Origin of the sequence: Ruegeria hyattellae (genome assembly GCF_041537925.1) — a bacterium.
Classification (GTDB): domain Bacteria; phylum Pseudomonadota; class Alphaproteobacteria; order Rhodobacterales; family Rhodobacteraceae; genus Ruegeria_C.
The window spans coordinates 330,389-357,145 of the sequence record NZ_JBGOSH010000001.1 but is presented as its reverse complement, the minus strand read 5'-3'; the positions used below and the strand labels follow the sequence as shown (position 1 = coordinate 357,145).

Below are 26,757 nucleotides of genomic sequence, written 5' to 3'. Positions count from 1 at the left end.
TGTGGAGCAAAGTATGATCGTTTGTGCGAAATGACCACCACAACCTAGCCTTTGTGTATCCACACACGCATCTTGAATGAGGTTAGGCCCATGGCGACTCCAACACTGCCGCATCAGACAAATGATCTATTCCTGACCGACGGTGGCACCGAAACCTGGCTGATGTACAAACGAGGGTTCGAACTTGAAGAATTCGCGGCCTTTCATTTGCTCCACAATCCGAAGGCGAAGCTGGCGCTCGACGAGTATTATAGCACGTTCGCCGAGCTTGCAGTTCGGCATGGAGCAAGCTTTATCTTCGACAGTCTGACCTACCGTGCCAGCAGGGATTGGGGTCGACTTCTGGGGTACTCCGATGAAAGTCTGGCGGAGATGAACCACGCGTGCTTCAATCTCTACCGAGACGCGGCGCGCGCCGCCGGTTTAGCAAACTCAAAAACAGTCATCAGTGGATGCATCGGGCCGAAAGGCGATGCCTACAAACTCAACCAAGGTCTGACTGCTGAAGGTGCCGAAGATTATCACAGCAAGCAAATTGCCACCTTCAAAGCAGGCGGCGCTGACATCGTAACAGCTCTGACGTTGAACACGACTGCCGAAGCTGTCGGGATCGCTCGCGCTGCGCAGTCAGCGGGATTGCCTTGCGTCATCTCGTTCACGTTGGAGAAGAACCGCTGCCTCAGAAGTGGAGAGAGCCTTCGGGAGGCCATTGAGGCCGTCGATGCCCAAACCGGCGAAGCCCCCGCATACTACATGATTAACTGCTCGCATCCGGCGGATTTCGGTCCGGCGCTGACTTCTGGAGCCTGGACAAGGCGCATCCGAGGATTGCGGGCGAATGCGTCGACCCTGGATCACGGTACGCTTTGCAAACTTGGGCATCTTGAAGAAGGCAATCCTGATGAGCTTGCAGGACAATACAGCGACATCCGCCGGAGCTTCCCGAACATGAACGTCTTTGGCGGATGCTGTGGAACAGATTTCGTGCATGTCGATAAAATCGCCGCAGCGGTGTTGCAGGTTGCATAGGGCGCGGTCAAATCGAGTTGGCCCACAAACTCATGTGGCCCAAAACAGCCCTTTCTTTATTTTGCTGTTTTTTGGGTCTGCGAGTGCAGAAACTGGCATACCCACCGCCCACAGTATCAAACAGTATGGGCTTCTAGCTGCCGTTAAGAGAAGGCGTGGAACAGCGAAGCCTTGGGTGAAGTTCAAAAAAAAGACCCCGGCAATCGCGGGGTCTTCTTCGCTTTGGCGCCGCAATCAGCGCTTTTCGATATCCACGTAGTCGCGCAAGGTTTCGCCCAGGTACAGTTGGCGCGGGCGGCCGATCTTGTTCTGTGGATCGGCGATCATTTCCTTCCACTGGCTGATCCAGCCCACGGTGCGGCTGAGCGCGAAGATGGGCGTGAACATCGAGGTCGGGAAGCCCATCGCTTCCATCACGATGCCCGAATAGAAATCCACATTTGGGAACAGTTTCTTCTCGGCGAAATAGGGATCTTCCAATGCCTGTTTCTCTAGCGCCTTGGCGACCTGTAGTTTGGGGTTGCTCTCGATTCCCAGCAGGTCCAGCACCTCGTCGGCGGACTGTTTCATCACCGTCGCGCGCGGATCGAAGTTTTTGTAGACCCGATGACCAAAGCCCATCAGGCGGAACGGATCGTTCTTGTCCTTGGCGCGGTCAATGAACTCGGGAATGCGGTCGACCGATCCGATTTCCTCAAGCATTTCCAGGCAGGCCTGGTTGGCGCCACCATGCGCCGGCCCCCAGAGACAGGCGATGCCCGCCGCGATACAGGCAAACGGGTTCGCACCCGAGGAGGACGCCAGTCGTACTGTCGAGGTCGATGCGTTCTGCTCGTGATCGGCCTGCAGCATGAAAATCCGGTCCATCGCACGGCTGAGGATCGGATTGACCTCATATTCCTCTGCCGGCACCGCGAAACACATACGCAGAAAGTTCGACGCATAGTCCAGATCGTTGCGCGGATAGATGAAGGGTTGGCCGATGTGGTATTTATAGGCCCAGGCGGCAATGGTCGGCATCTTGGCGATCAGCCGATGCGAAGCGACCTCGCGCTGATGCGGATCATGAATGTCGGTCGAATCGTGGTAGAAGGCGGACATCGCGCCCACAACGCCAACCATGATCGCCATCGGATGCGCATCGCGGCGGAAACCGCGATAGAAATACTGCATCTGTTCGTGCAGCATCGTGTGGCGGGTGATTGTACTCTCGAATTTTTCCAGATCGCCGGCTTTCGGCAATTCGCCATAGAGCAGCAGATAGCACATTTCGAGGAAATGCGATTGCGAGGCCAGCTGGTCGATCGGATAGCCCCGGTGCAGCAGTTCACCCTTGTCGCCGTCGATATAGGTGATTGTGCTGTCGCAGCTTGCCGTGGATGTGAAGCCCGGATCGTAGGTGAAGACGCCTGCATCGCTGTAAAGCTTGCGAATGTCGATCACGTCCGGGCCGGCAGTCGGCGAAAAGATCGGCAGATCATAGGTTTTGCCGTGTACGTTCAGCGTGGCCGATTTCTTGTTTTCAGTCATTATGTCCCTTCCTCTTTGAAACACGGCAACGGCGCCAGACGGAGCCATCAGAACCGTGCGGATGGTGCTCGCGCGGGGACCGCGCAAGCCGGGTTATTGGGGAAGCGCGGCCCGTGTCAGGACGACAGGGCCAGTTCCGCCGCGTCTGCCAGTCGGGCCAGGGTTTCTTCGCGCCCCAGAACGACCATCATGTCAAACACCGAAGGTGTTACCGACCGGCCCGCCAATGCAGCGCGAAGAGGTCCGGCCAGTTTGCCGAATTTCAATTCGCGCGCCTCGCAGAAGGCGGACAGGTGTTCCTCCAAGCTCTCTCGCGACCAGCTAGCATTTTGCAGATGCGGCGTCAAATCCTTCAGTATACCGTCGGATACAGAATTTAATGCCTTGGCCGCTTTCTGATCGGGTTCAATCGGGCGCGAGGTCAAGGCAAACTCTGCCTTTTCAAGCAGTTCCGGGAAGGTTCGCGCCCTATCCTTGAGGCAGAACATGGCCCGTTCAAGATTGGTTGATTGTGCCTGCGTCAAGGCGGGCTGATCTGCCGCAGCCAGGTAGGTCTCGATTTCTTGCCGCAATGCAGCATCATCGGCAATGGCGATATGCTGACCACAGAGATTTTCCAGCTTCTTCAGGTCGAACCGGGCCGGGCTTTTGCCGATTCCGTCCAGATCGAACCAGTCGCGCGCCTGTTCATCGGTAAAGAACTCATCATCGCCATGGCTCCAGCCCAGGCGCGCCAGGTAGTTGCGCATACCAGCCGCGGGATAGCCCATCGCCTGGTATTCCTGCGCCCCCAATGCACCGTGACGCTTGGACAGCTTCTTGCCGTCCTGCCCGTGGATCAGCGGGATATGTGCCCAGACTGGTACGTCCCAGCCCATCGCCTCATAGATCATCATCTGCCGCGCGGCGTTGTTTAGATGGTCATCACCCCGGATCACATGGGTCACTCCCATATCATGGTCGTCCACCACTACGGCCAGCATATAGACCGGCGTGCCGTTCGAGCGCAGCAGAACCATGTCGTCCAACTGGTCGTTGCGGATGGTGACGTCCCCCTGCACCTGATCATGGATCACGGTTGTACCTTGTTGCGGGGCCTTGATGCGGATCACGAAAGGCGCGTCCGGGTGGGTCGCGGCATCGGCCTCGCGCCAGGGGCTGCGGAAGAGGGTGGATGTGCCCTTGGCGCGCGCCTGCTCGCGGAAGGCGGCAATCTCGTCCTGGGTGGCAAAGCACTTATAGGCCTTGCCCTCACCCAGCAGCTGACGCGCCACTTCGGCATGGCGGTCGGCACCCTCGAACTGGCTGATCACCTCCCCATCGTGATCGAGACCCAGCCACTCCATGCCCTGCAAAATCGCCGCCGTCGCCTCAGGGGTGGAGCGCTCGCGGTCGGTATCTTCGATCCGCAGCAGAAACCTGCCGCCTCGGCCACGGGCATAGAGCCAGTTGAACAGCGCCGTGCGCGCGCCGCCGATATGCAGGAACCCGGTCGGAGACGGGGCGAAACGGGTGACAACCTGATCAGACATTGATGCCTTTTACCTTTTGGTAACCATGGGGGAGATAGCGTTGCCGTCTGAATAACGAGCCGGACGGACAGGAGCAAGCATGCGCGTTCTGGCGCGGATCGAAGCGGCACTGCTGCGGCAGCGCGGGTACTTGTTTCCCTGGGCGCCGGTCTGCATGGCGCTGGGGATCGGTGCCTATTTCATGTTGCCGCAGGAACCGTCGCGGGCGTTTTACATCGCGTTGGCTTTGGCTGCGCTGTCCGGAACCCGGGTGGCGTTGCGCCATCCGGGTGCGTGGACGCCGCTCTGGGCGGCGCTGGCCATGGCGGCCATGGGGTTCCTTCTGTCGGGCTACCGGGCGCATCAGGTCGCCGGGCCGGTGCTGGACTGGCACTATTACGGCCCGGTCGAGGGGCGTGTCATCGGGCTGGACCGGTCGGCCTCGGACGCACCGCGCGTCACGCTGGACCGGGTGCGCCTGCTGCGCGTCGCGCCGGATGAGACGCCGCGCCGTGTCCGCATGTCGCTGCACGGCGATGCTACCGAACTGCCAGTGCCGGGGCAGCAGATCATGACCACCGGGCATCTGTCACCACCGCAGGGCCCCGTCGAGCCCGGAGGCTTCGATTTCCGCCGCCACGCCTGGTTCAAGAGTATCGGCGCGGTGGGCTATACGCGCGTTCCGGTTTTGACGGTGGCACCGCCCGAGCTGGATCGTCTGGGTATGCGGATCTTTGCTCTGCGCATGGCGGTGTCTTCTCATATCAGACGAGTGCTGCCCGGTGATGTTGGCGGGTTCGCGGCGGCGGTGACCACTGGCGACCGCAGCGGTGTGAGCCTGGCTACGCTCGATGCGCTGCGGGCCAGTAATCTGGCGCATCTGCTGGCGATTTCGGGGCTTCACATGGGGCTGCTGACCGGCTTCGTATTTGCGGGGCTTCGGTTTGCGCTCTGCCTGATTCCGCCCCTGGCACTGCGCTGGCCGGTCAAGAAGCTGGCCGCGATTGGCGCGCTGCTGGCGGCGGCGGCCTATCTGGCGTTGTCGGGCGGCAATGTGGCGACCGAGCGTGCGTTCATCATGGTGTCGGTCATGCTGTGTGCCGTGCTGGTGGATCGCCGTGCGATATCGCTGCGCGCGGTGGCGATGGCAGCGCTTATCGTGCTGGCGCTGCGGCCCGAGTCCCTGCTCAGCCCCGGTTTCCAGATGTCGTTCGCCGCAACCACCGCGCTGGTGGCGGTCTTTGGCGCGATCCGGGGGTGGGAGGTTTCGGTGCTGCCCAAATGGTTGAAGCCCGCCGCCGGGGTCGTCATCTCATCGGCGGTGGCGGGCTTCGCCACCGCGCCGGTTGCGGCGGCGCATTTCAACGCCATCGCGCATTATGGCCTGCCTGCGAACCTGCTCTCGGTGCCCCTTATGGGGTTGCTAGTGATTCCCGCCGCAGTTCTGGCACTGCTCCTGTCGCCCTTCGGGTTGGGCTGGATCGGGTTAAAGCTGATGGGGCTGGGCCTGACATGGATTTTGGGCGTTGCGCATTACGTGGCCGCGCTGGAGGGCGCGCGCGGTCACGTTGTCAGCCCCGGCCCGCAGGTTTTGCCGCTGCTGACCCTGGGCGCGCTTTTTGTTATTCTGTGGCAGGGCCGGTTGCGATGGATGGGCGCAGTGCCGATGGTCTGTGCCATCGGGCTTTGGGCGGGGGCGGACCGTCCGCAGGTACTGATCGCCGATAGCGGCAAGCTGGTGGGCGTGATGACAGACACGGGCAGGGCGCTTAGCCGGGCGAAGGGCAGCGGGTTCGTGGCCAAGGTCTGGTTGGAAAACGATGGCGATGGCAAGGATCAGGCAACAGCGGCAACGCGCTGGACCATAGGTGAGGGAAAGGTACCGAAGATGCGGCTGGGGTCCTGGCAGATCGTGCATGTTGCTGGCAAACGGGCCGCCAGAACCGTGACCGAATGTGCTGCGGACCAGATCATCGTGAGTGCCGTGCCGTTGGATCTGCCCGGGGGCTGCCGGATCGTCGATCCAGCCCTGCTGCGCCAGACCGGCAGTCTTTCGATCAGCGAGGCAGGCAAGATCGCGGCCAGCAAACAGGGCCAACGCCGCCTTTGGCACGGGGTCGCGCGCCAAAGGTGAAAGGCGCAAGGATCAGTAGGTGCGAATAAGTCCGACCAGGCGGCCCTGAACGCGCACTTTCTCTTCCGGGAAGACGCGGGTTTCATAAGCCGGGTTGGCAGCCTCAAGCGCGATGGCGTTGCCACGACGGAAGAAACGTTTCAGCGTCGCTTCCTGATCTTCGACCAGCGCCACAACGATATCGCCATTATCAGCAGCCGCGCTCTCGCGGATCACGACGATATCGCCATCGTTGATCCCCGCCTCGATCATCGAATCGCCTTTGACCTCGAGCGCATAATGCTCGCTGGTGCCGGACACCATCGTGCCGGGCACTGAGACATGGCTGGACACATGGCTGATCGCCTCGATCGGGACACCGGCGGCGATGCGGCCCATGACGGGCAGTTCCATCGCATGAACGGCAACCGGTTCGGTATTGGCCGGGCGCGGCGCGTCGGGCCGGTCGCCTTCGATGACCCGGGGCTGGAACCCGACTGTGGATTCGCCACCAAGGCTCTCGGGCAGCTTCACGATCTCGATGGCGCGGGCGCGATGGGCGAGCCTGCGGATAAACCCGCGCTCTTCCAATGCGGTGATCAGGCGGTGAATGCCGGATTTCGACCGCAGGTCCAGCGCCACTTTCATTTCATCGAAACTGGGGGGCACCCCGTCGGCCTGTAGCCGTTTGTGAATAAACTCCAGCAAATCCAACTGCTTCTTGGTCAGCATTGCGCACACCTCTGCTCCATGCGTTTACGTTTGTTCTACGCATGTTCCTGTTTTGTGTCAATGCGCTTGGCATTGCCGTCAAAGCGGGATGTAATCGACCGTGTCCCCGGTACCACGGGCCGGGTCCCCAGGCGGGCGCACGATCAGGGCGTTGGAGCTTGCCAGAACGCGCAACAGCGAGCTGTCCTGGTTAACGGCCGCCGCAATTCCGTCAACTGTGCGGGTCGCCCGCATGTAATGCGCACGCGGTCCGTTTTCGGGCAGCGAGTTGGTCAGTGGCGCCGTGCGCATCTCGGGCAGGGGATTCGGCAAGCCCAGCATGTGTCGCAACAGGGGGGCAACAAAGATATGCCCGCAAACCATGGCCGAGACCGGATTGCCGGGCAGCCCGATCATCGCTGCCGTGCCCAACCGCCCCGCCATGAGCGGTTTGCCCGGGCGCATGCGCACCTTGTAGAAAGCCCGTTCCATGCCCAACGCGCCGGTGACCTCTTCGACCAGATCGTGATCTCCGACTGAGGCACCGCCGATGGTGATGACGAGGTCTGCGCCAAAAGCCAGTTCCAGCGCGGTGGTGAGAGAGCGGGTGGTATCGCGCGCGATCGGCAGCATGCGGACTTGCGCGCCGACCTCTTCGAACAGCGCCTTCAGGCCGAACGTATTGGAGGCAATGATCTGGTCGGGGCCGGGGGTGTCTCCGGGCATGACCAACTCGTCACCGTTGGAGATCAGGGCAACGACCGGTCGGCGGCTGACCGGTACATCGGGGATGTTCATCGCCGCAAGCAGGGCCACGTCCGACGGCGACAGGCGACGCGGTGCGGGCAGATGGTCACCGGTCCGGAAATCCACACCCGCAGGCCGGACATTGGATTTGGTGCCCGGTGCCTCGGTGATGGTGAGCAGATCGTCGCGCCGGTCGGTATTTTCTTGAATGACGACAAAATCCGCGCCTTCGGGCATCGGAGCACCAGTGAAGATGCGCACCGCCTGGCCGGGTTTGACGTTGCCGGAAAATCCATTCCCTGCAGCCGCTTCGCCGATGATCTTGAAAATGGCGTGCTGTTCGACTTCCGCCGATTTGACCGCATAGCCATCCATGGATGAGGCGGCAAAGGGCGGCTGATCACGCGTGGCGACCGCATCGCGGGCCAGCACCCGTCCTGCTGCCTGCGCAAGCGTAACGGTTTCCGTCTCCAGTGGTGACACGAGGTCAAACAGATGCGCGCGGGCCGCGTCGACAGAGATCATTGCGCCTCGTAGCGGCCTGATTTTCCGCCATCTTTTAACACCACGCGAATGCCACCAATCTGCATCGCCTTGTCCACGGCCTTGGCCATATCGTAGACCGTCAGCGCGGCGGTGGAAACGGCGGTCATCGCCTCCATCTCGACGCCAGTCTGACCGGTGGTGCGCACTGTGGCCTCGATCCGAACACCCGGCAGGTCCGGATCCAATGTCAGTTCTACCGCGACTTTGGTCACAGGCAGGGGATGGCAGAGCGGGATCAGGTCGGGGGTCTTCTTGGCCCCCATGATGCCCGCCAGCCGCGCGACACCCAGTACATCGCCCTTCTTGGCGCGACCTTCTGAAATGATATCAAAGGTTTCGCGCTGCATGCTCACGTGACCCTCGGCCACGGCGATCCGGTCGGTGATCTCCTTGTCCGAGACGTCGACCATGTGGGCATCACCCTTGTTGTCGAAATGCGTCAGCGCCATCACATGGCCCCAGGCACCAGAGGGTTGGCCAGCAAATCACGGGTCGCTTTTGCCACATCATCCTGCCGCATAAGGCTTTCGCCGATCAGGAAGCAGCGCGCGCCATAGCGGGCGATATCGGCCAGTTCCTCGGGCGCGTGCAGCCCGCTTTCGCAGACGATCGTGCGGTCCGACGGCACCAGCTTGGACAGCTTCCGCGTGGTGTCGAGCGACGTCTCGAAGGTGTGCAGATTGCGATTGTTGATGCCGATCAACGGGCTGGTCAGCTTGGCGGCGCGTTCAAGCTCATGCTCGTCATGCACCTCGATCAGCACATTCAAGTCCCATTCATGGGCGGTCTGTTCCAACTCGGCGGCCTGATTATCCTCGACCGAGGCCATGATGATCAGGATGCAATCGGCCCCCAGCGCGCGCGCTTCAACCACCTGATAGGGGTCATACATGAAATCCTTGCGCAGGACCGGCAGATTGCACGCGGCGCGGGCCTGTTTGAGGTAGTCCTTCGCGCCCTGAAAGCTGGGCGTGTCGGTCAGCACAGACAGGCAGGCGGCCCCACCGGCTTCATAGGCGGCCGCCAGCGCGGCCGGATCGAAATCGGCGCGGATCAGGCCTTTGGACGGGCTGGCTTTCTTGATTTCGGCGATCAGGCCATAGCCGCCGCGCTTGGCCTCTCCCAGAGCGGTCAGGAAGGGGCGCACGGTGGGCGCCTCGCGGGCCAGCACCTCCATCCGGTCAAGCGGGACCCCTTCCTTGTCCGCCGCAATCTCTTCCAGTTTGTAGGCCTTGATCTTGTCAAGAATGGTTTCCGTCATGGGGCGTCCTGTGTGATTTTGGCCAAGGCCGAGATTTTCGCGCGCGCCTTACCGCTATCGATGCTTTCCGCCGCGATTTCAACACCTTCGCGCAGATCAACGGCTTTTTCGGCAATGATGAGAGCGGCAGAGGCGTTCAACAGCACCGCATCGCGATAGGCCGAGGACGCGCCATCGAGAAGCGCATTGAACGCGCGCGCATTCTCTTCTGGCGAACCGCCGAGAATGTCTTCGAACGGATGCACCGGCAGTCCGGCATCTTCGGGGTGCAGTTCAACTTCCTTCACAACGTTATCCTCGAGCGCCGCGACCCAGCTGATGCCGGTGATTGTCAGCTCATCGGTGCCGTCCGAGCCATGAACCAGCCAGGCGCGGTCGGAACCGAGCTGGCCCAGCGTTTCGGCCATGGGTCGGATCAGGTCGCGGGAAAACGCGCCGGTCAGCTGCCGCTTTACCCCCGCCGGATTGGTGAGGGGTCCGAGAATGTTGAAGATGGTGCGGGTGCCAAGTTCCTGCCGCGTTGGCATCACATGGGCAATTGCCGGGTGATGCATCGGCGCCATCATGAAACAGATACCGGCCTCTTTCAGAGCCTTTTCAGCCACATCCGCGCCGATCATCACGTTGATGCCCATCTGCCCCAGCGCGTCCGCCGCGCCGGATTTGGAACTGAGATTACGGTTGCCATGTTTGGCCACCACCACATCCGCCCCGGCCACCACAAAGGCGGTCGCGGTCGAGATGTTCAGCGTGCCCTTGCCATCCCCGCCAGTGCCGACGATGTCCATCGCTCCCTGGGGCGCGGACACCGCGTGGCATTTCGCGCGCATCACGGCGGCGGCGGCGGCGTATTCGTCCACTGTCTCGCCTCGCGTGCGCAGTGCCATCAGTAGTCCACCGATCTGGCTTGGCGTCGCCGCGCCGTCAAATAGCACGTGGAAGGCCTGTTCGGCTTGTGGGCGGGTCAGGGGACCATTGGCGGCGGCGTCGATCAGCGGTTTCAGCGCGTCGCTCATGCGGGAACCTTCATTTCGTCCAGGAAGTTGCGCAGCAGCGCATGACCATGTTCGGAGGCGATGGATTCGGGGTGAAACTGCACGCCGTGCATCGGCAATTCGCGGTGCTGAAGGCCCATGATGGTGCCATCCTCAAGCTCGGCCGTGATCTCAAGACAGTCGGGCAGGCTGTCGCGTTCGACGATCAGCGAATGATAGCGCGTGGCCTCGAACGGCGAGGGCAATCCGGCAAAGACGCCTTTGCCGCAGTGCTGCATCATGCCCATCTTGCCATGCACGATCTCATGGCAGCGCACGACCTTGCCACCAAAGGCCTGGCCGATGGTCTGATGCCCCAGGCAGACACCCATCAATGGTGTTTTTGTTTCGGCGGCGGCCTCGGTCAAGGCGAGGCATATCCCCGCCTGATCGGGGTCGCAGGGGCCGGGGCTGAGCAGGATGCCGTCTGGCTTCATGCCCATTGCCTCCTGCACGTCCAGCGCGTCGTTGCGGCGCACGACCATCTCGGCCCCAAGCTCGCCCAGGTAGTGAACCAGGTTATAGGTGAAGGAATCGTAGTTATCGATCAGCAGCAGCATGTCGGCTCGTTGATTAAGGGCTGGCGAGGACGGCCCCCACCGCATTATAGTGTTGCCATACTTGTTCAGGCTTGCCGCGCAGCGTCAAGAGCGCAAGCCGGGCAGTGGCATAAGAAGAGCACGAAAGAGGCGACGAGGATATGGGCGGATTATTCGGAGGACTGCTGGCCGGTGCGGCGGTTGTGTTATTTGTGGGCGTAGGGGTATCGCTGGTGATGCCGCTCTCGCCCCAACCCGAGGTTGCGAGCGACGCGCCCGCCGTGGCGCCCACGCAACCGGAGGCGGCAGAAGTTGAGGTGGCCCAGCCCGGGCCGGATGCCGATCTGGTCGATCTTGCGCCTCGCGCCCCCGACGGTCCCGAAAGCGAGAGTGAGACCATCGCGGCCAACACCGGGGCGGACACACAGCCGGGAAGCAAGCCCGATATTACTGAAACAACCGCAGGTCTGACAGGCCCCGAAGCGGGCGAAGCGCCCACTCTGGAGGTCGAAGCCGAAAAGCCGGTGACGCAGTCCGCGGCGCTCGAAGCCCCCACTGCGCCGGAGCAGGACGAAACGCCAAGCGTGTCCACCAAGGCCCCGGAACCACCCGCGCCGCCACCCGCCGAGTTGCCCTCGGTGACCCGCAACGGCGAGCCTTCCCTACGGGTGGAATCTCCGCCACCCGCGCTTGTTACGCCGCAGGCCCCGGAAGTGGAACAGGTTCCGGCCACGCCCGGTGATCCCACTACCGTGCCCGACGCGCCGCAGGCCCCCGAAGTCGAGAGTGAAACCGAATCGCCCCAGGTTGCTGCCCTGCCACCGGTCCGCCAGGGCACCGGCACGCCCGCGACCACGCGAATCGGCACACCGGTCGTGCCGCTGACCGACCGCCACAAGACAGAGTCCGCGCCGGATCTGGCGGAAATGGGCGGAGAGCCTCCAATCTCGGCCTATGCAATGGAATTCGAAAACCCCGAGGAAAAGCCGCTTTTGTCGATCGTGCTGATCGATGATGAAGCCGCCTTGGGCGTCGAGGCGCTGCGCGATTTTCCCTATCCGCTGACCTTTGCGGTCGATCCGTCCAAACCGGATGCCGCCGAGAAGATGGCCGGCCACCGCGCCGCCGGGTTTGAAGTGGTGATGCTGACCGATATGCCGACGGCCGCCACCGCGCAGGATGCCGAAGTGTCGCTCTCGGTCTGGATGGAGGCCGTGCCCGAAACGGTCGCGATCCTCGAAGGCACGCGCACCGGCATTCAGGGCAACCGTCCGCTTTCCGATCAGGTGGCTGCGATTGCGGCTGGCACTGGTCGGGGCCTGATCACACAAGGAAAAGGGCTGAACACCGTTCACAAGCTTGCGGCGCGCGATGGCGTGCCCTCGGCCGTCGTGTTCCGCGATTTCGACGGGGCCGGTCAGACCCCGACAGTGATGCGGCGGTTCCTTGATCAGGCGGCGTTCCGCGCCGGGCAGGAAGGTGCTGTCGTGATGCTGGGCCGCGTGCGCCCTGACACGGTGTCGGCGCTGCTGCTCTGGGGGTTGCAGGATCGCGCCAGCCGGGTCGCGCTGGCCCCGATCTCCGCTGTCCTTACACAGGGTACTGAGTGATCCGGGTGCAGGCTGTCAGTCCCGCCTGCTTACCCATTGCATTTCGACGATACTTGGAATCGCCTGTTCGCGGCCTCTCCCTTCGGTCGAACGCAAAAAGCGATGCTCCGTATCTCGACGGAAAGTCGAATCGCTTTAGCTGTTGCCGCCGCCCGTAAAGCGCGCAGCGTCTTCGGCGGCACGGCGGATCGCGTTGGACTTGTGCACTGTTTCCATGAACTCGGCCTCGGGGTCGCTGTCATAAACCACGCCGCCACCGGCCTGGATATAGAGCTTGCAATCCTTCACGATCGCGGTGCGCAGGGCGATGCAGATATCCATGTCGCCACCGGACGAGAAATAGCCCACACCACCGCCATAAATGCCGCGTTTCTCCGGCTCCAGCTCGTCGATGATCTCCATCGCGCGGACCTTGGGCGCGCCCGATACGGTGCCCGCGGGCATCCCGGCAAAGAACGCATCCAGCGCGTCCTTGCTGTCGTCCAACTCGCCGACCACATTCGACACGATATGCATCACGTGGCTGTAGCGTTCGATGATGAACTGCTCGGTCGGGCGCACGGTGCCGATCTTGGCCACGCGCCCGCAATCGTTGCGACCCAGATCGAGCAGCATCAGGTGTTCGGCCAGCTCTTTTTGATCGGCCAGCAGATCGACCTCATGCGCGCGATCCTCTTCCGGGGTGGCGCCGCGCGGACGGGTGCCCGCGATGGGGCGAATGGTGACCTCATCGCCAAAGACCCGCACCAGGATCTCGGGACTGGCACCCACCACCTGAAACCCGCCAAAATTGAAATAGAACATGAAGGGCGAGGGGTTGGTGCGCCGCAGTGAGCGATAGAGCGCGAAGGGCGGCTGCGGAAACTCCTGTGTCCAGCGCTGCGCCGGGACGACCTGAAAGATATCACCGGCGCGGATGTATTCCTTGGCCTTCTCAACCGCCTCCAGATAGCCTTGTTTGGTGAAATTCGACACCGGCGGCGCGACCTCATGGGCCTGTCCCAGATCGCGGCTTTCGGCAGGCATGGCGCGTTCCAGATCGCGCACCGCATCCATCACCCGTTCGGCCGCCTGCGCATAAGCCGCGCGCGCTGATTGCCCGTCACTGACCCAGGCCGGAGAGACCACGGTGACCTCGCCCTTGACGCCGTCCAGCACCGCGACGACCGAGGGTCGCATCATCACCGCATCGGGCAGGCCCAGCGGGTCGGGGTTCACATCCGGCAGATGTTCGACCAGCCGGATCATGTCATAGCCCAGATAGCCGAAGAGGCCAGCAGCCGCCTGTGGCATGTCATCGGGCAGGTCGATGCGGCTTTCGGACAGCAAATCACGCAGCGTGTCCATCGGGTTGCCATCCTGCGCCACGAAAGCATCAGGGTCGAACCGGGCCGAGCGGTTGATCGACGAGGTCTCGCCATGACAGCGCCAGATCAGGTCCGGCTTCATGCCGATGATCGAATAGCGCCCGCGCACCTCGCCACCGGTCACCGATTCTAGCATGAACGCGTCTTTCTGCGCGCCGGTCAGCTTCAGCATCAGTGAGACGGGTGTGTCCAGATCGGCGGCAAGCCTTGCATAGACCACCTGGTTTTCACCCGCCCCATAGGCGCGGGCGAAGGCATCGTATTCGGGGATGACGGCCATCTGTGTTGCCCTAGAAATTCGAATGCACAGCCGTCAGCGCCTGCTCGTCCACCGTCGGGCGGCTGCGGGTCTGGGCGTCGCGCACATAGGCGTCAAAGATGTTCTGGGCCAGTGTTTGGTTCATCTGCGCGCTCAGCGCCTGGCGCATCTGGTTCAGCTCATCAGTTTCTTCGGGCGGCAGCACCTCGTCCAGACGGACGATCAGCGCCTGATCGGGGCCGGAAATCACGCGCAGCTCACCCGGCGCCATCTCGAAGACCTGAATCATGAAATCGGCGGGCGTGCCGTCCAGAAAAGCAGTGCGGGTCAGGCCGTTTTCGACGCGGACGGGCAGGCCGATGGCGTTGAAATCGCCAGTCCCTTCAAGCTCGTCCGAAGTCTCTTGGGCCTTTTTTGCAAGCGCGGCCTCGGTTTCGGCCTGTTGCCATGCGGCGATCACGCGCTCGCGCGCCTGTTCCAGCGGTTCGGGGCGCGGTTCCAGCACCTCGTCCAGACGCAGCGCAAAAAGCGAGCCGTCCTCGAGGAAGCCAATCTCGGGGAAGTCACCCTCCTGCACCTCATAAGCGGCGGCGCGGAAGTCGTCATAGGCGGCCACACCGTCCGAGCTGTCCTCGGTCCAGTCGATCTGACCAACCTCCATCCCGGCCTCGTCGCGCAGTTTCTCCAGCGTCGCACCACCGGCCAGCAGGTCGTTGAGGTCTTCGGCCTCGGCATCCAGCAGACGCCGCGCGCGTGCGGCGGCCAACTCGTCGCGCAACTCGCCTTCGACCTCTTCGAACGGGGTTTCGCGCGCTTCGAGCGTGCCATTGATACGGTAGAGCGCTGGTCCAAGATCCGAGGGCAGGGGGCCGACAACCGCGCCAATCTCGGCGGCAAAGATGCCATCGGCGGCATCGCCCAGTTCTGCAGCAGACAGATCACCGAGGTCGATATCGACCATGTTCAGGCCGCGATCCTCGACCAGTTTCTCAAATGTCGCGCCGCCCACCTCGATCTGTGCCAGCGCCGATTGCGCTTCTTCGTCGTCCGAGAAGACCAGACGCTCCACCAGACGGCGCTCGGGCTGGTTGAACTCGGCTTCGCGCGTCTCATAGAGACGCCGGATCGAGACCTCTTCGACTTCGACCTCGTCCAGCATGGCATCGGGCGAGAGCAGCCCATAGGTCAGGCGTTTGGTGCGGGGCAGGGTGAATTCTTCGATATTGGCGTCGTAATAGTCCGATATCTGCGCCTCGGTCGGGGTGGCGATCTCGGTCTCCAGCGCGTCGGCGCCAAGGGTGGCGACGGTAAAGCTGCGGCGCGCGCCCACGAATTCAGCCATTGTTTCGGCGAAGGTGTCGGGCATGGTCACGCCCGAGATCAACGCGCCCTGCACCAGCGAACGCGCCGATTCCTTGCGCAAATTGTCCTCGAACTCGGATTCGCTCAGCCCCGCACGTTCGACGGCAAAGCTATAGGCATCGCGGTCGAAGCCGCCATTCACACCCTGAAAGGCGGGGATGTCCATGATCTCCTGCTGCAGGTTCTCATCCCCGATCGAGACGCCCATCTGCGCAACCTCGTGATCCAGCGCGGCCAGCGCGACCAGCCGCGACAGGGCCAGCCGATCCAGCCCCAACTCGCGCGCTTGCGCCATCGTCAGTCCTTGCCCGGTCTGTTGCTGCAACGCGCTGATTTCGCGTTGAAGTTCCCGGTAATATTCGTCGATGCTGATGGTTTCGTCGCCCACCGTGGCAACGGTCCGGGCAGTGCCCATCATGTCGACCGCGCCGAACCCGGCAAGACCCACCACCAACAGACCCATCAGGATCCAGACAAACGTTTTCGACATGCTCTTGGTGGCTGCGGCCATATCGCCCCTTTGCTCCGGCTCAAACCGGGATTTTTAACTTGCCGCACTGTCTACGACGGGCGCTGGCGGGGGGCAAGTTCAGAAGGGGAGATTCGCCAGCCGGGCGAAGAGTTTCGCGATCCCCGCGCGGTCGAGATTGGCAAATGCGATGCGGACCTGCCTGCGGCCTGTCGGATCGCCCTCGGGCATGAACATGGTGCCGGGCAGCAGCAGGATGCCCGCCTCGGCCACCAGCCGCCGGGCCAACTCGTCCGATGCTATGTCGAACGGGTGTTCGAGATAGGCGAAATAGGCGCCAAGCCCCAGCAGCCGCCAACCGCGTGCCTCAAGGCTGGGCATGTTTTCCGAGATCGCAGCGCGGCGGTCGAGGATTTCGCCCCGCTCACCGGCCAGCCATTGTCGCAGGTTCTGCATCCCCCAGAGCGCCGCAAACTGGCCGATCTGGCCGGGGCAGATGGTGACGGTGTCGAGAAACTTCTCGATCCCGGCCAACAGTTGCGGGCTGGTTGCCAGCGCCCCGACCCGGTGACCGGTCAGGCGGTAGGATTTCGAGAAGGAATAGAGATGCACCAGCGTCCGGTCCCAGTCGGGCTGCTGCATCAAACCGTGCGGCGCACCGTCGCGGCTGTCAAAATCGCGATAGGTCTCGTCGACCAGCAGGCGCAGCCCGGTCTCGGCGGCCAGATCGTAGAAGGCGCGGACCAGCTCGGCGGGATATTCCACACCGCCGGGATTGTTCGGCGTGACAAGTGCGATGGCGCGGGTCCGCTCGGTGATCAGGGCACGCGCCGCGTCCACGTCGGGCAGCAGGTCATCGCCGGTTACCAGCGGCACGGCGGTGACGCCAGACATGTCCAGCCACATTTTGTGATTGAAATACCATGGCGTCGGCAGGATCACCTCATCTCCTTCGCCGGTGATCGCCGCGATGGCGGCGGCAAAGGCCTGATTACAACCCGAAGTGATGGCCACCTGATCGGCGCTGACCCGCCCGTCATAGTGCTCGGAGATTTCGCGCGCCAGTGCAGCCCTCAATGCAGGATTGCCCAGCACCGGCCCATAAAGATGCGCCTCATCTCGTTCGAGGGCAAACTCCGCCATCGCCTTGCGCAACGCTTCGGGCGGCGGGTCGACTGGAGCGGCCTGGCTCACGTTGATCAGCGGGCGCTCGGGTGGAAATTCAATACCCTCAAGCCAGCGCCGCGCCTCCATGACCGGGGGCGCAAAGGTGGTGGCGGTGCGGGTCGGTGTCATGTGAGTGCTCAATCGGTGCCGCGATAAGGCTCGACATATTGCAATGCCATATCCCAAGGGAAGAAGATCCAGGTGTCCTGGCTGACCTCGGTGATGAACGTGTCCACGGTCGGGCGGCCCTGGGGTTTGGCATAGACGGTGGCGAAATGCGCTTTGGGGTAGAGCTTACGCACCAGTTCCAGCGTCTTGCCGCTATCGACCAGATCGTCGACGATCAGGATGCCTTCACCATCGCCCATCAACTCGGCATCGGGAGATTTCAGTATCTCGGCCTCGCCCTGATCCTGATGGTGGTAGGAGCGCACGCTGACAGTGTCGACCGTGCGGATGTCCAGCTCGCGGCTGACGATCATCGCTGGGGCCATGCCGCCGCGGGTGATCGCCACCACGGCACGCCAGCCGCCATCGTCAGGGCCTTGCCCGTCCAGCCGCCAGGCCAGCGCCCGCGCATCGCGGTGAATCTGGTCCCAGCTGATATGAAAGCCTTTTTCGTGGGGCAGGCGGTCGGTCATCGAATGTTCCTTACGTTATCGGCTGAGAAGCAGGCGCAGGCCAAGACAGCCCATGACGCCCGCCGCAATCCGGTCCAGCAGTGGTTTGGCCCGCAGATAGCCCTGACGAGCCCGTCCTGTCGAGAGCATCAGCACAAGAACGCCACCTACCAGCCATTCGACCAGCAGCTGATTGCCAACAATCACTGCCTTGTCGAGCAGGTTCAATCCTTGCGGAAAGATCACCACCAGCAGGGCGGCGGCAAAAAGCGCGGATTTGGGATTGGCCAGATTGACCAGCACACCACCAACAAAGGCACGTCCGGGCGCAACCGGCGCCTCGCCCAGCGGAACGCGGGCGGTGCGCCATGTCTTCCAGGCCAGATGGATCAGATAAAGGGCACCCGCGGTCTTGAACAAGACATAGCCCCAGGGGAACAGCCGGAACACGGCATCCAGACCAAGCAGCGCCGTGACGGTCCAGCAAGACGCCATAAGACCCAGCCCCAGGACCGAGTAGACTCCCGTGCGCCGTCCCTGGCTGAGGGTCTGGCGCACGAAATACAGCATGGCCGGGCCGGGGCTGAGGATCGCCACAAGCAGCGCCAGGTTGAAAGCCGCCAGATGTTCCCAGCCCATGACCCGGTCAACTCTTTTCGATGTCCGGCGCGTCGACCGCCTTCATGCCGACCACGTGATAGCCTGCGTCCACATGCAGATTTTCGCCTGTCACCCCCGAACTCAGATCGCTGAGCAGGTAGAGCGCGGAATTGCCGACATCGTCGATGCTGACATTTCGGCGCAGCGGCGAGTTGTGTTCATTCCACTTCATGATGTAGCGGAAATCGCCGATACCGCTGGCCGCTAGGGTCTTGATCGGCCCCGCCGAGATCGCGTTGACGCGGATATTGTCCTTGCCCAGATCCTCAGCCAGGTATTTGACCGAAGCCTCAAGCGCGGCCTTGGCCACGCCCATGACGTTGTAATGTGGCATCACCTGTTCAGCACCGTAATAGGTGAGCGTGACGGCGCTTCCACCATCGGTCATCAGCTTTTCGGCCCGCTGCATCACCGCGGTGAAAGAATAGACCGAGATATCCATGGTCAGTTTGAAATTCGACCGGCTGGTATCGACATAACGGCCGCGCAGCTCGTTTTTGTCGGAAAACCCAATGGCATGAACCACAAAGTCCAACTTGCCCCAGCGGCTTTGAAGCGCCTCGAAAAGCGTGTCGATCGAGCTTTCGTCACCCACATCGCAGGGCAGCACGATATCGCTGCCCAATTGCGCAGCCAGCGGGTCCACCCGCTTTTTCAGCGCATCGCCCTGATAGGAAAACGCCAGATCCGCACCTGCCTCGGATAGCGCGCGGGCGATGCCCCATGCGATGGATTTGTCATTCGCCAGTCCCATGATGAGGCCGCGTTTGCCAGCCATCAACTGATTTGACATGTTCGGTTCTCCGCCTGTCGTTATGACCTCGTGGTTTAGGCCATTGGTCAATGGGCATCAAGTGCGACGCGTGCTTGCCCAAGCGCACATCTGCGCTTAGGGTTCAAAACGGGGATGGTATCGGAGTGAGAGATGAGCGAACGGGGCGGCATTTTTGCGGGCAATGACCCGTTTGTGCTTGCGCGTCAATGGCTGGCCGAAGCAGAAAAGTCTGAACCCAATGACGCCAATGCCATTGCGCTCGCTACGGTTGATTCCCAGGGGTTACCCAATGTGCGTATGGTCCTGCTGAAAGAGATCGAGCCCGCAGCCTTTGTGTTCTACACCAATTATGAAAGCGCCAAGGCGGGTGAACTTGACGGTGCAGGCAAGGCCGCCTTTGTGCTACACTGGAAATCACTGCGGCGGCAGATCCGGGTGCGTGGCACGATTAGCCGCGAGGATGGCCCGCTGGCGGATGAGTATTATGCGTCGCGGTCGCTCAAGAGCCGGCTGGGTGCCTGGGCGTCGCGACAATCGCAACCGTTGGACAGCCGAACGGCACTGATGGCTGAAGTGGCAAAAGTGACCGCCCGGCTTGGTCCAAACCCGCCCCGGCCGACTTTTTGGGGCGGCTACAGGATCGTTCCCAGCGAGATAGAATTCTGGGCCGATGGTGCCTTTCGCCTGCATGACCGCTTCGTTTGGCGGCGCGAGGGCGCGGACCAGCATTGGCGGATTGAACGGCTCAATCCATGACGCGAATATGACGGGGATTGTATAAATATGTACGATATATTCTTTTTTAACTTGAAAGTGGGGGGAAGAATCCTGCAAATCTTAACACGAACGTTAACGCTTTCTTAACGATGGAACGCTCTGTGGCCGAAGATCTTGGCGGAATGTCCCACATACGTGGACGGGTGAAATGGTTTGACCCGGCCAAAGGATATGGGTTCGTGGTCTCTGAGACCGGCGGGCCGGATATCCTGTTGCATGTGAATGTGCTGCGGAATTTCGGTCAAAGCTCGGTTGCCGATGGCGCCGCGGTCGAGATCATGACTCATCGTACTGACCGTGGCGTTCAGGCAGTCGAAGTGCTGTCCATCGCGCCACCCGAAAGAGACGACACACTGGTGTTGTCGGATTTCGAGGATCTGGATACCGATATCATTCAGGAAACGCCCATGGAACCCGCGCGGGTGAAATGGTTCGACAAGGGCAAGGGGTTTGGCTTTGCCAACATCTTTGGCCGGGGCGAGGATGTGTTCCTGCATATCGAAGTGCTGCGCCAGTCCGGTCTTGCCGACCTGCAACCGGGAGAGGCGATCGCCATGCGGGTGATCGATGGAAAACGGGGCCGCATGGCCGCCGAGGTTCTGGCCTGGGAAACCGCGATTGCCACCAAGGGCGATCAGTGACTCCGGTCAAGGCGCTTCTATTTTCTATCATAATGATCTCTACGATGATGATCTCGGGTGTCCCGGCATTAGCAGAGTCCTGCCGCGTTGATGTGGTGCAACTGCGCAGTTCCGGGTCCGAATTGCGCTTTCGGGTCGAGCTTGCCGATACCCCGCAGGAACGATCCCGCGGGCTGATGTTCCGGGAAAGCATGGCGCCTCGTGCGGGCATGCTGTTCGTCTATGAGCAACCGCAGCGGGCGTCGTTCTGGATGAAGAACACGTTGATCCCGCTCGACATGATCTTTGTTGATGCCACCGGGACAGTGACCCATGTGCATCATCAGGCGATTCCCGGCGACCTGACCGCAATCGATGGCGGCACCGGCGTGTTCTCGGTGCTGGAGATCAATGGCGGGCTGGCAAAGAAATATGGAATCGCGCCGGGCAGCGTGTTGCGGCACGAGGTTTTTTCCGACGGACCCGCCGCCTGGCCCTGTTGAAGCGCATCAGGTGATGCAATGCTTCTCGAGAGTGCATTTCTCGAGAGTTTCATAGGTATTTATATGATATTTTGGTGCCCAAGGAGAGACTCGAACTCTCACGCCCGTGAAGGCGGGGGATTTTGAATCCCCTGCGTCTACCATTCCGCCACTTGGGCCACCAGAGATGAATTAGCGTCGCTTTTCGAGAAGGTCCAGCGGCAATTCACCGGTGGTGGCCAGTTTCCTCGCCGAACTACGCGATACCGTCAGGCAGTCTCCCTTTGAATGTCAGAAGAATATGGGCGGGTAGGGCTGGCACTTGGTGTCGGCAAGGTTGACCGACATGTGATCGCCGACCGTCTGTCCGATGCGGATCTCTAGGTCCACCGGCGTTATGCCGACCGCCTCGGGGTTCAGCGTGAACTGCACTGCGGTGCGACCGCCGGCAGCAGCGCTGCGCACCCTTTGGCTGGCCATGTAGATCTGATCCTGCCAACCGGCGCCAAGCCTGCGGCGTGCGTATTTTGCGGCACCGCACCAGTATTCGTCGGTTTGGGCCAGAGCATAGGGCACGACCTCGAATATATTGGGATCGACCTGATAGACGCGCGTTCCGTAGGGCGTGGTATATGTCGCTCCAGTGCGGGCGGTCGCGGCAATCCCTGCGCCCGAACTGCCGGAATACTGCGCGCCGGTCGCGACCTGGCACGCCGCCAGAACCGAAAAAGCCAAAACCCATAGTTTCTTCATTACACCCGGTCCATCATACCTATGGTTGAAACGTTAGGGATGTAGCGCGCAGTTGGCAACGTTTGCGGTTAGGAAGACGTTCGGGGGATTTCTGGAGCGGGTAACGGGAATCGAACCCGTAACTAAAGCTTGGGAAGCTGCCGTGATACCTTTTCACCATACCCGCGCCGGAGCCTTGGGATAGCCAGTCACCGCCATGGCGTCAAGCGGATTGCTGTTGTAAAATCTGCCCCCCGCGCCAGGGTCAGACGCGGGCTTCGAACAGGTTGATCGGTGCTGGTATCCGCAGCCCCGCTGGGGTGCCAAACGGCTGCAGCCGGGCCATCAGGTCCTCGCGGATCGCTTGGGCATCGGCATGCGACCCCTCGAAATGTGTCACTACGCGCGAGGCCGGGCCAACCCGCAGGCAGAGATCGGCAACCTCCTCAGCCGTGCCCAACGGTGTCATCAGGATATCGATTTCGTCGCAGGTCACCTCTCTCAGACCTGCCGCCTGCATCAGACCGGTGACGCGGGCTGCGTTCTGAAACCCCATCGGACCCGGTGCATCAGGGTCGGAGGCCGGCGGTGTTCCGAGCCGGCGCGTGGCGGCCTCGAACGGCAATCGGAACCATAGGTTGTCTGAAACCCCGCCCCAGGCCGCGAGACACATGCGGCCACCGGGGCGCAGGGCGCGAGCCAGATTGGCGAAGGCAGCCTGGGGGTCAGCAAAGAACATCATCCCGAAGCGGGAAATCAGAACATCTCGTGGCGGGCCGTCGAATAGTGCAACCTGCGCGTCGGCATGCCGGACCAAGATATTGTTCACCCCGGCGTCACGAGCACGCGATTGCGCCCGGTCCACAAACGGGGGTGAGATATCGAGGCCCAGTACCGCGCCCGCCGAGCCAACCTTTTCGGCTGCGGCCAGCAGGCTTGCGCCGGTGCCACAGCCGATATCCAAAACCCGCTCACCGGGCTGCAGCGCTGCGCGGTCGATGACCAGATCGAGGACCGTGGCCATCGCCGCGTCAAGCCGATCCTCATAGGTCAGCCATTTGATCCCGCTGGGCGAGCTGCTCCAGTACTCGTGCTGATCGGTGTTTGGCATGTCCATGAGGTGTCAGGCCCGCCGTCTGCGCTTGCGGCCTGGCCGGTCACCGTCGCCGCCGGTATTGAACGAGACTGCGGGCAGGGTGACGATGCTGGCCAGATCGGGGAAGGGGTCGGTCTTGTGCGGGATCGCGTTGGCGGCAACGAAATGTTCCTGGAATTTGGGCTCGATCGCGGTTTCGACCTTGGTGATCTGGCGCACGACCTGTTCGATCTCACTCCGCGCGGCGATGTTGCAAAGCGCGATGCGCGCGCCGGTCCCGGCGGCATTACCCGCGCTGGTCACCTTGTTGAGCGGCGCGTCGGGTATCATGCCCAGAACCATCGCGTGTTTGGTCGAGATATGCGCACCAAACGCCCCGGCCAACACCACCCGATCGACCCGGTCGACACCCATCTCGTCCATCAGCAGGCGCGCCCCCGCATAAAGCGCGGATTTGGCCAGTTGGATGGCGCGAATGTCGCCTTGGGTGACTGTGATGCGCGGGCCGCCCTCGGCGCTGGCATCATGGATCAGATAAGAATGGGTGCGCCCCTCGGGCACGCTGCGCTCGGTGCCGGTCTGCTGGGCCGAACCGACCAGACCGCTTTCATCCAGCAGTCCCGCCATGCGCATTTCGGCCACCGCCTCGATGATGCCCGAGCCACAGATTCCGGTGATGCCTGTCGTGGCGATGGCGGCGCCGAACCCGTCCTCGTCCGACCAAAGGTTGGAGCCGATGACCTGAAAGCGTGGCTCTTTGGTCTCGGGGTTGATCTCGATCCGCTCGATGGCGCCGGGTGCCGCGCGTTGCCCGGAGCTGATCTGCGCGCCTTCAAAGGCCGGGCCGGTGGGGGACGAACAGGCCAGTACGCGAGTGGTATTGCCCAGAAGGATCTCGGCATTGGTGCCCACATCGACAACCAGCACCAGGTCTTCGGATTTGCCCGGCTCTTCGCTAAGCGCCACCGCGGCGCAATCGGCACCGACATGGCCGGCGATACAGGGCAGGATATAGACCTGCGCGTTTTCGTTCATCACGGACAGGTCCAGATCGCGGGCGTTCAGTTCCAGCGACTCGGAGGTAGTCAGCGCAAACGGGGCCTGCCCCAGCTCGACCGGGTCGATGCCTAGCAGCAGGTGATGCATGACCGGGTTGCAGACAAAGACCGCCTCAACGATCTGGAAGGGGCGGATGCCCGCCTCGGTTGCGATGGATTCGGTCAGCCCGTTGATCGCGACGCGGACTGCATTGGTCATTTCCTTGTCGCCGCCGGGATTCATCATCGCGTAAGAGACCCGGCTCATAAGGTCCTCGCCAAAGCGAATCTGCGGGTTCATCACGCCCGAGGATGCCTTGACCTCACCATTGCGAAGATCGCACAGATGCGCCGCGATAGTGGTCGAGCCGAGGTCGATGGCCAGCCCATAGATGCGCTCTTCGGTCAGGCCGGGCCAGATTTCCAGCACCTTGTGGGTGCTGTCCTTGTGGGACTTGTGCAGCGCGACGGTGACCTGCCATTTGCCCTTGCGCAGGACAGGCTGCAGACGAGACAGGATTGTGAGGTCGGCGGTGATGCGGTCGATGCCCCATTGTTCGTGCAGGGCGCGCTCCAACCGCTCCAGATCGCCGGTGGGTTCGTGCATGTCGGGTTCCTGCACCTCGACGAAGTAAAGATGTGTGGCGGGGTCCATGGTGATGTTGCGCGCAGCGGCGGCCTTGCGGACCACCTGCCGGTGGACCTGGCTTTCGGGCGGCACATCGATCACCACATCGCCCTGAACGGCGGCCTGGCAGCCCAGCCTGCGCCCATCGATCAACCCGCGCTTGTCCTTGTAGCGCTGTTCGACCTTGTTCCATTCGCTAAGCGCGTCCTCACTCACGGTGACGCCATGTTTGGGAAACTCGCCATAAGACGGTGTGATCTGGCATTTCGAACAGATGCCGCGCCCGCCGCAGACCGAATCGAGGTCCACGCCCAACTGCCGCGCCGCCGTCAGAATCGGCGTTCCGACTGGGAAATTGCCGCGTTTTCCGGACGGGGTGAAGACAACGAGGGGGTCGGTGCTCATCTGCGATCTGCCTTGAATATCGTGTATTTGCGCAGCACCATATGGGTTCTGTGGCAAAGGGAAAGGGTGGGGAGCGGCAGGTTGCGTCCCTGCGGCGTCGTTTTCTGCCATACGTCTGCGCCATCTCCTCGATGGTACACGATTCAACAGGGGTTTCCCCCGGTTTCGATCCATGTCATAGGGTGACCGCCAAACGGGATATTGCACGGGGATTGACGATGCAGATTCGTGAGGCGCTCACCTTTGACGATGTACTTCTGGAACCTGCGGCCTCGTCGGTGCTGCCATCGACGGCGGATACGGCGACACGGGTGACCAGCCGCATTTCCATGAACATCCCGCTGCTGTCCTCGGCGATGGACACGGTGACCGAGGCGCGCATGGCCATCGCCATGGCACAGGCGGGCGGCATCGGGGTGATTCACAAGAACCTCGACCCCGACGAGCAGTCCCGCCAGGTGCGCCGGGTGAAACGCTTTGAATCGGGCATCGTCTACAACCCGATCACGCTGACCGCCGATCAGACCCTGGCCGACGCCAAGGAGCTGCAGGAACGTTATCGCGTCACCGGATTTCCGGTGGTGGACGAGGCGGGCCGCGTGGTGGGCATCGTGACCAACCGCGACATGCGTTTTGCCAGCGATGACAGCACGCCGGTAAGTGTCATGATGACTTCGGACAATCTGGCGATGCTGCAGGAACCGGCTGAGCTGGAAGAAGCCAAATCGCTGATGAAGGTGCGCCGGATCGAAAAGCTGCTGGTGGTCGATGGCAGCGGCAAGCTGACCGGTCTGCTGACGCTCAAGGATACCGAACAGGCGGTGCTGAACCCGACCGCCTGCAAAGACCAGCTTGGTCGCCTGCGGGTGGCGGCGGCTTCGTCGGTGGGCGCCACCGGCTTCGACCGGACCGAGATGCTGATCGATGCCGGGGTGGATATCGTGGTGATCGACACCGCCCATGGTCATTCTGATGGCGTGATCGAGGCAGTGAAACGCGCCAAGCGTCTGTCCAACGATGTGCAGATCGTGGCAGGCAACGTGGCTACGGCAGAAGCCACTCGTGCGCTGATCGATGCGGGCGCGGATGCGGTCAAGGTGGGCATCGGACCAGGCTCGATCTGCACTACGCGGATGGTGGCAGGCGTAGGTGTACCGCAGCTGACCGCGATCATGGATTGCGCGTCGGCGGCAGGCGATACGCCGGTGATCGCTGATGGCGGGATCAAGTTCTCGGGCGATTTCGCCAAGGCCATCGCTGCTGGCGCGTCCTGCGCCATGGTCGGCTCGATGATCGCGGGAACCGATGAAAGCCCTGGAGAAGTCATTCTGTATCAAGGCCGTAGCTTCAAAAGTTACCGTGGCATGGGGTCACTGGGCGCGATGGCGCGCGGCTCGGCAGATCGCTATTTCCAGAAAGATGCAGCCAGCGACAAGTTGGTGCCCGAAGGGATCGAGGGACAGGTGCCCTACAAGGGCTCTGCTGGCGCGGTTATCCACCAGCTGGTGGGCGGGTTGCGCGCGGCGATGGGCTATACCGGCTGTGCCACCGTCGACGAAATGCGGCGCAATTGCCGCTTCGTAAAAATCACCGGGGCGGGGCTCAAGGAAAGCCATGTGCATGACGTGCAGATCACCCGCGAAAGCCCGAATTATCGGGTCATGTGAGCG

The 26,757-nt window shown here is 62.1% G+C and carries 24 protein-coding genes and 2 tRNA genes; 7 read left to right on the top strand and 19 right to left on the bottom strand.

What is annotated here, in order from left to right:
• The first annotated feature begins 90 nt into the window (after positions 1-90).
• Entirely contained in the window at positions 91-1,029 is a 939-nt protein-coding gene (locus AB1E33_RS01715) for a homocysteine S-methyltransferase family protein (protein WP_372575526.1), read from the top strand.
• Positions 1,030-1,263: 234 nt separating this feature from the next.
• Here the strand turns inward: AB1E33_RS01715 and gltA are convergent, their stop codons facing one another.
• Together gltA and gltX are read right to left on the bottom strand one after the other, a co-directional pair.
• The gene (gene gltA, locus AB1E33_RS01710) at positions 1,264-2,559 is read right to left on the bottom strand and encodes a citrate synthase (RefSeq protein ID WP_372575525.1); all 1,296 of its coding nucleotides are present in this window, start codon (positions 2,557-2,559) and stop codon (positions 1,264-1,266) included.
• A 116-nt stretch (positions 2,560-2,675) separates the two neighbouring features.
• Positions 2,676-4,091: a glutamate--tRNA ligase gene (gene gltX, locus AB1E33_RS01705; protein ID WP_372575524.1), complete on the bottom strand. Its 1,416-nt coding sequence runs from the start codon at positions 4,089-4,091 to the stop codon at positions 2,676-2,678.
• A 79-nt stretch (positions 4,092-4,170) separates the two neighbouring features.
• Here gltX and AB1E33_RS01700 point away from each other — a divergent pair, with 79 nt between their 5' ends.
• Positions 4,171-6,204 carry a ComEC/Rec2 family competence protein gene (locus AB1E33_RS01700; RefSeq protein WP_372575523.1) on the top strand — a complete coding sequence of 678 codons (2,034 nt, stop codon included), beginning with the start codon at positions 4,171-4,173 and terminating at the stop codon, positions 6,202-6,204.
• A 12-nt stretch (positions 6,205-6,216) separates the two neighbouring features.
• Here the strand turns inward: AB1E33_RS01700 and lexA are convergent, their stop codons facing one another.
• The 6 genes from lexA to AB1E33_RS01670 form a co-directional block, all read right to left on the bottom strand.
• Entirely contained in the window at positions 6,217-6,915 is a 699-nt protein-coding gene (gene lexA / locus AB1E33_RS01695; protein ID WP_372575522.1) for a transcriptional repressor LexA, read from the bottom strand.
• Between the two features lie 78 nt (positions 6,916-6,993).
• A complete protein-coding gene (locus AB1E33_RS01690) occupies positions 6,994-8,166 on the bottom strand; it encodes a molybdopterin molybdotransferase MoeA (RefSeq protein WP_372575521.1) in 1,173 nt (390 codons plus the stop codon).
• Positions 8,163-8,636, bottom strand: a complete 474-nt coding sequence (gene moaC / locus AB1E33_RS01685) for a cyclic pyranopterin monophosphate synthase MoaC (protein ID WP_372575520.1) — start codon at positions 8,634-8,636, stop codon at positions 8,163-8,165. The genes AB1E33_RS01690 and moaC overlap by 4 nt, the downstream gene beginning before the upstream one ends.
• Entirely contained in the window at positions 8,636-9,448 is an 813-nt protein-coding gene (trpC, locus tag AB1E33_RS01680; RefSeq protein WP_372575519.1) for an indole-3-glycerol phosphate synthase TrpC, read from the bottom strand. The genes moaC and trpC overlap by 1 nt, the downstream gene beginning before the upstream one ends.
• Positions 9,445-10,464, bottom strand: coding sequence for an anthranilate phosphoribosyltransferase (trpD, locus tag AB1E33_RS01675; RefSeq protein WP_372575518.1), 1,020 nt, complete (start codon positions 10,462-10,464; stop codon positions 9,445-9,447). Before trpD ends, trpC begins: the two co-directional genes overlap by 4 nt.
• Positions 10,461-11,042, bottom strand: a complete 582-nt coding sequence (locus AB1E33_RS01670; RefSeq protein WP_372575517.1) for an anthranilate synthase component II — start codon at positions 11,040-11,042, stop codon at positions 10,461-10,463. Before AB1E33_RS01670 ends, trpD begins: the two co-directional genes overlap by 4 nt.
• Before the next feature lie 140 nt (positions 11,043-11,182).
• Between AB1E33_RS01670 and AB1E33_RS01665 the strand changes: the two genes are divergently transcribed.
• Entirely contained in the window at positions 11,183-12,631 is a 1,449-nt protein-coding gene (locus AB1E33_RS01665; protein WP_372575516.1) for a divergent polysaccharide deacetylase family protein, read from the top strand.
• 135 nt (positions 12,632-12,766) lie between these two features.
• Here AB1E33_RS01665 and trpE read toward each other — a convergent pair whose 3' ends face one another.
• From trpE to fabI, 6 genes are all read right to left on the bottom strand, one after another.
• Positions 12,767-14,278, bottom strand: coding sequence for an anthranilate synthase component I (gene trpE, locus AB1E33_RS01660; protein ID WP_372575515.1), 1,512 nt, complete (start codon positions 14,276-14,278; stop codon positions 12,767-12,769).
• Between the two features lie 10 nt (positions 14,279-14,288).
• Positions 14,289-16,130, bottom strand: a complete 1,842-nt coding sequence (locus AB1E33_RS01655; protein ID WP_372575514.1) for a peptidyl-prolyl cis-trans isomerase — start codon at positions 16,128-16,130, stop codon at positions 14,289-14,291.
• 78 nt (positions 16,131-16,208) lie between these two features.
• Entirely contained in the window at positions 16,209-17,384 is a 1,176-nt protein-coding gene (locus tag AB1E33_RS01650; protein WP_372575513.1) for an aminotransferase, read from the bottom strand.
• 8 nt (positions 17,385-17,392) lie between these two features.
• Positions 17,393-17,896, bottom strand: a complete 504-nt coding sequence (gene gpt / locus AB1E33_RS01645; RefSeq protein WP_372575512.1) for a xanthine phosphoribosyltransferase — start codon at positions 17,894-17,896, stop codon at positions 17,393-17,395.
• Positions 17,897-17,911: 15 nt separating this feature from the next.
• Positions 17,912-18,514: a LysE family translocator gene (locus AB1E33_RS01640; protein WP_372575511.1), complete on the bottom strand. Its 603-nt coding sequence runs from the start codon at positions 18,512-18,514 to the stop codon at positions 17,912-17,914.
• 7 nt (positions 18,515-18,521) lie between these two features.
• Positions 18,522-19,328: an enoyl-ACP reductase FabI gene (gene fabI, locus AB1E33_RS01635; protein ID WP_372575510.1), complete on the bottom strand. Its 807-nt coding sequence runs from the start codon at positions 19,326-19,328 to the stop codon at positions 18,522-18,524.
• Between the two features lie 132 nt (positions 19,329-19,460).
• Between fabI and pdxH the strand changes: the two genes are divergently transcribed.
• The 3 genes from pdxH (at position 19,461) to AB1E33_RS01620 (ending at position 21,210) form a co-directional block, all read left to right on the top strand.
• Positions 19,461-20,066 carry a pyridoxamine 5'-phosphate oxidase gene (gene pdxH / locus AB1E33_RS01630; protein WP_372575509.1) on the top strand — a complete coding sequence of 202 codons (606 nt, stop codon included), beginning with the start codon at positions 19,461-19,463 and terminating at the stop codon, positions 20,064-20,066.
• A 122-nt stretch (positions 20,067-20,188) separates the two neighbouring features.
• Complete coding sequence (locus tag AB1E33_RS01625) at positions 20,189-20,728, top strand: cold-shock protein (protein ID WP_372575508.1); 540 nt, start codon at positions 20,189-20,191, stop codon at positions 20,726-20,728.
• Positions 20,729-20,772: 44 nt separating this feature from the next.
• Entirely contained in the window at positions 20,773-21,210 is a 438-nt protein-coding gene (locus tag AB1E33_RS01620; RefSeq protein WP_372575507.1) for a DUF192 domain-containing protein, read from the top strand.
• Between the two features lie 72 nt (positions 21,211-21,282).
• Here the strand turns inward: AB1E33_RS01620 and AB1E33_RS01615 are convergent.
• From AB1E33_RS01615 to AB1E33_RS01595, 5 genes are all read right to left on the bottom strand, one after another.
• A tRNA-Leu gene (locus AB1E33_RS01615) sits at positions 21,283-21,368 on the bottom strand.
• A gap of 112 nt (positions 21,369-21,480) precedes the next feature.
• Positions 21,481-21,942 (bottom strand): hypothetical protein, encoded by a 462-nt coding sequence (locus tag AB1E33_RS01610; protein ID WP_372575506.1) that lies wholly within the window; start codon positions 21,940-21,942, stop codon positions 21,481-21,483.
• Between the two features lie 92 nt (positions 21,943-22,034).
• Positions 22,035-22,108, bottom strand: a tRNA-Gly gene (locus tag AB1E33_RS01605).
• A 78-nt stretch (positions 22,109-22,186) separates the two neighbouring features.
• Positions 22,187-23,038, bottom strand: coding sequence for a class I SAM-dependent methyltransferase (locus AB1E33_RS01600; protein WP_372575505.1), 852 nt, complete (start codon positions 23,036-23,038; stop codon positions 22,187-22,189).
• Positions 23,039-23,044: 6 nt separating this feature from the next.
• Positions 23,045-25,087 (bottom strand): ASKHA domain-containing protein, encoded by a 2,043-nt coding sequence (locus tag AB1E33_RS01595; protein WP_372575504.1) that lies wholly within the window; start codon positions 25,085-25,087, stop codon positions 23,045-23,047.
• A 218-nt stretch (positions 25,088-25,305) separates the two neighbouring features.
• Between AB1E33_RS01595 and guaB the strand changes: the two genes are divergently transcribed.
• On the top strand, positions 25,306-26,754 hold the full coding sequence (guaB, locus tag AB1E33_RS01590) for an IMP dehydrogenase (protein ID WP_372575503.1): 1,449 nt from the start codon (positions 25,306-25,308) through the stop codon (positions 26,752-26,754).
• Positions 26,755-26,757: the final 3 nt, after the last annotated feature.

Bases quoted from the DNA above. Each gene is read 5' to 3' on its own strand.
- AB1E33_RS01715 (WP_372575526.1), top strand. From the start codon at position 91: ATGGCGACTCCAACACTGCCGCATCAGACAAATGATCTATTCCTGACC.
- gltA (WP_372575525.1), bottom strand. From the start codon at position 2,559: ATGACTGAAAACAAGAAATCGGCCACGCTGAACGTACACGGCAAAACC.
- gltX (WP_372575524.1), bottom strand. From the start codon at position 4,091: ATGTCTGATCAGGTTGTCACCCGTTTCGCCCCGTCTCCGACCGGGTTC.
- AB1E33_RS01700 (WP_372575523.1), top strand. From the start codon at position 4,171: ATGCGCGTTCTGGCGCGGATCGAAGCGGCACTGCTGCGGCAGCGCGGG.
- lexA (WP_372575522.1), bottom strand. From the start codon at position 6,915: ATGCTGACCAAGAAGCAGTTGGATTTGCTGGAGTTTATTCACAAACGG.
- AB1E33_RS01690 (WP_372575521.1), bottom strand. From the start codon at position 8,166: ATGATCTCTGTCGACGCGGCCCGCGCGCATCTGTTTGACCTCGTGTCA.
- moaC (WP_372575520.1), bottom strand. From the start codon at position 8,636: ATGGCGCTGACGCATTTCGACAACAAGGGTGATGCCCACATGGTCGAC.
- trpC (WP_372575519.1), bottom strand. From the start codon at position 9,448: ATGACGGAAACCATTCTTGACAAGATCAAGGCCTACAAACTGGAAGAG.
- trpD (WP_372575518.1), bottom strand. From the start codon at position 10,464: ATGAGCGACGCGCTGAAACCGCTGATCGACGCCGCCGCCAATGGTCCC.
- AB1E33_RS01670 (WP_372575517.1), bottom strand. From the start codon at position 11,042: ATGCTGCTGCTGATCGATAACTACGATTCCTTCACCTATAACCTGGTT.
- AB1E33_RS01665 (WP_372575516.1), top strand. From the start codon at position 11,183: ATGGGCGGATTATTCGGAGGACTGCTGGCCGGTGCGGCGGTTGTGTTA.
- trpE (WP_372575515.1), bottom strand. From the start codon at position 14,278: ATGGCCGTCATCCCCGAATACGATGCCTTCGCCCGCGCCTATGGGGCG.
- AB1E33_RS01655 (WP_372575514.1), bottom strand. From the start codon at position 16,130: ATGGCCGCAGCCACCAAGAGCATGTCGAAAACGTTTGTCTGGATCCTG.
- AB1E33_RS01650 (WP_372575513.1), bottom strand. From the start codon at position 17,384: ATGACACCGACCCGCACCGCCACCACCTTTGCGCCCCCGGTCATGGAG.
- gpt (WP_372575512.1), bottom strand. From the start codon at position 17,896: ATGACCGACCGCCTGCCCCACGAAAAAGGCTTTCATATCAGCTGGGAC.
- AB1E33_RS01640 (WP_372575511.1), bottom strand. From the start codon at position 18,514: ATGGGCTGGGAACATCTGGCGGCTTTCAACCTGGCGCTGCTTGTGGCG.
- fabI (WP_372575510.1), bottom strand. From the start codon at position 19,328: ATGTCAAATCAGTTGATGGCTGGCAAACGCGGCCTCATCATGGGACTG.
- pdxH (WP_372575509.1), top strand. From the start codon at position 19,461: ATGAGCGAACGGGGCGGCATTTTTGCGGGCAATGACCCGTTTGTGCTT.
- AB1E33_RS01620 (WP_372575507.1), top strand. From the start codon at position 20,773: ATGATGATCTCGGGTGTCCCGGCATTAGCAGAGTCCTGCCGCGTTGAT.
- AB1E33_RS01610 (WP_372575506.1), bottom strand. From the start codon at position 21,942: ATGAAGAAACTATGGGTTTTGGCTTTTTCGGTTCTGGCGGCGTGCCAG.
- AB1E33_RS01600 (WP_372575505.1), bottom strand. From the start codon at position 23,038: ATGGACATGCCAAACACCGATCAGCACGAGTACTGGAGCAGCTCGCCC.
- AB1E33_RS01595 (WP_372575504.1), bottom strand. From the start codon at position 25,087: ATGAGCACCGACCCCCTCGTTGTCTTCACCCCGTCCGGAAAACGCGGC.
- guaB (WP_372575503.1), top strand. From the start codon at position 25,306: ATGCAGATTCGTGAGGCGCTCACCTTTGACGATGTACTTCTGGAACCT.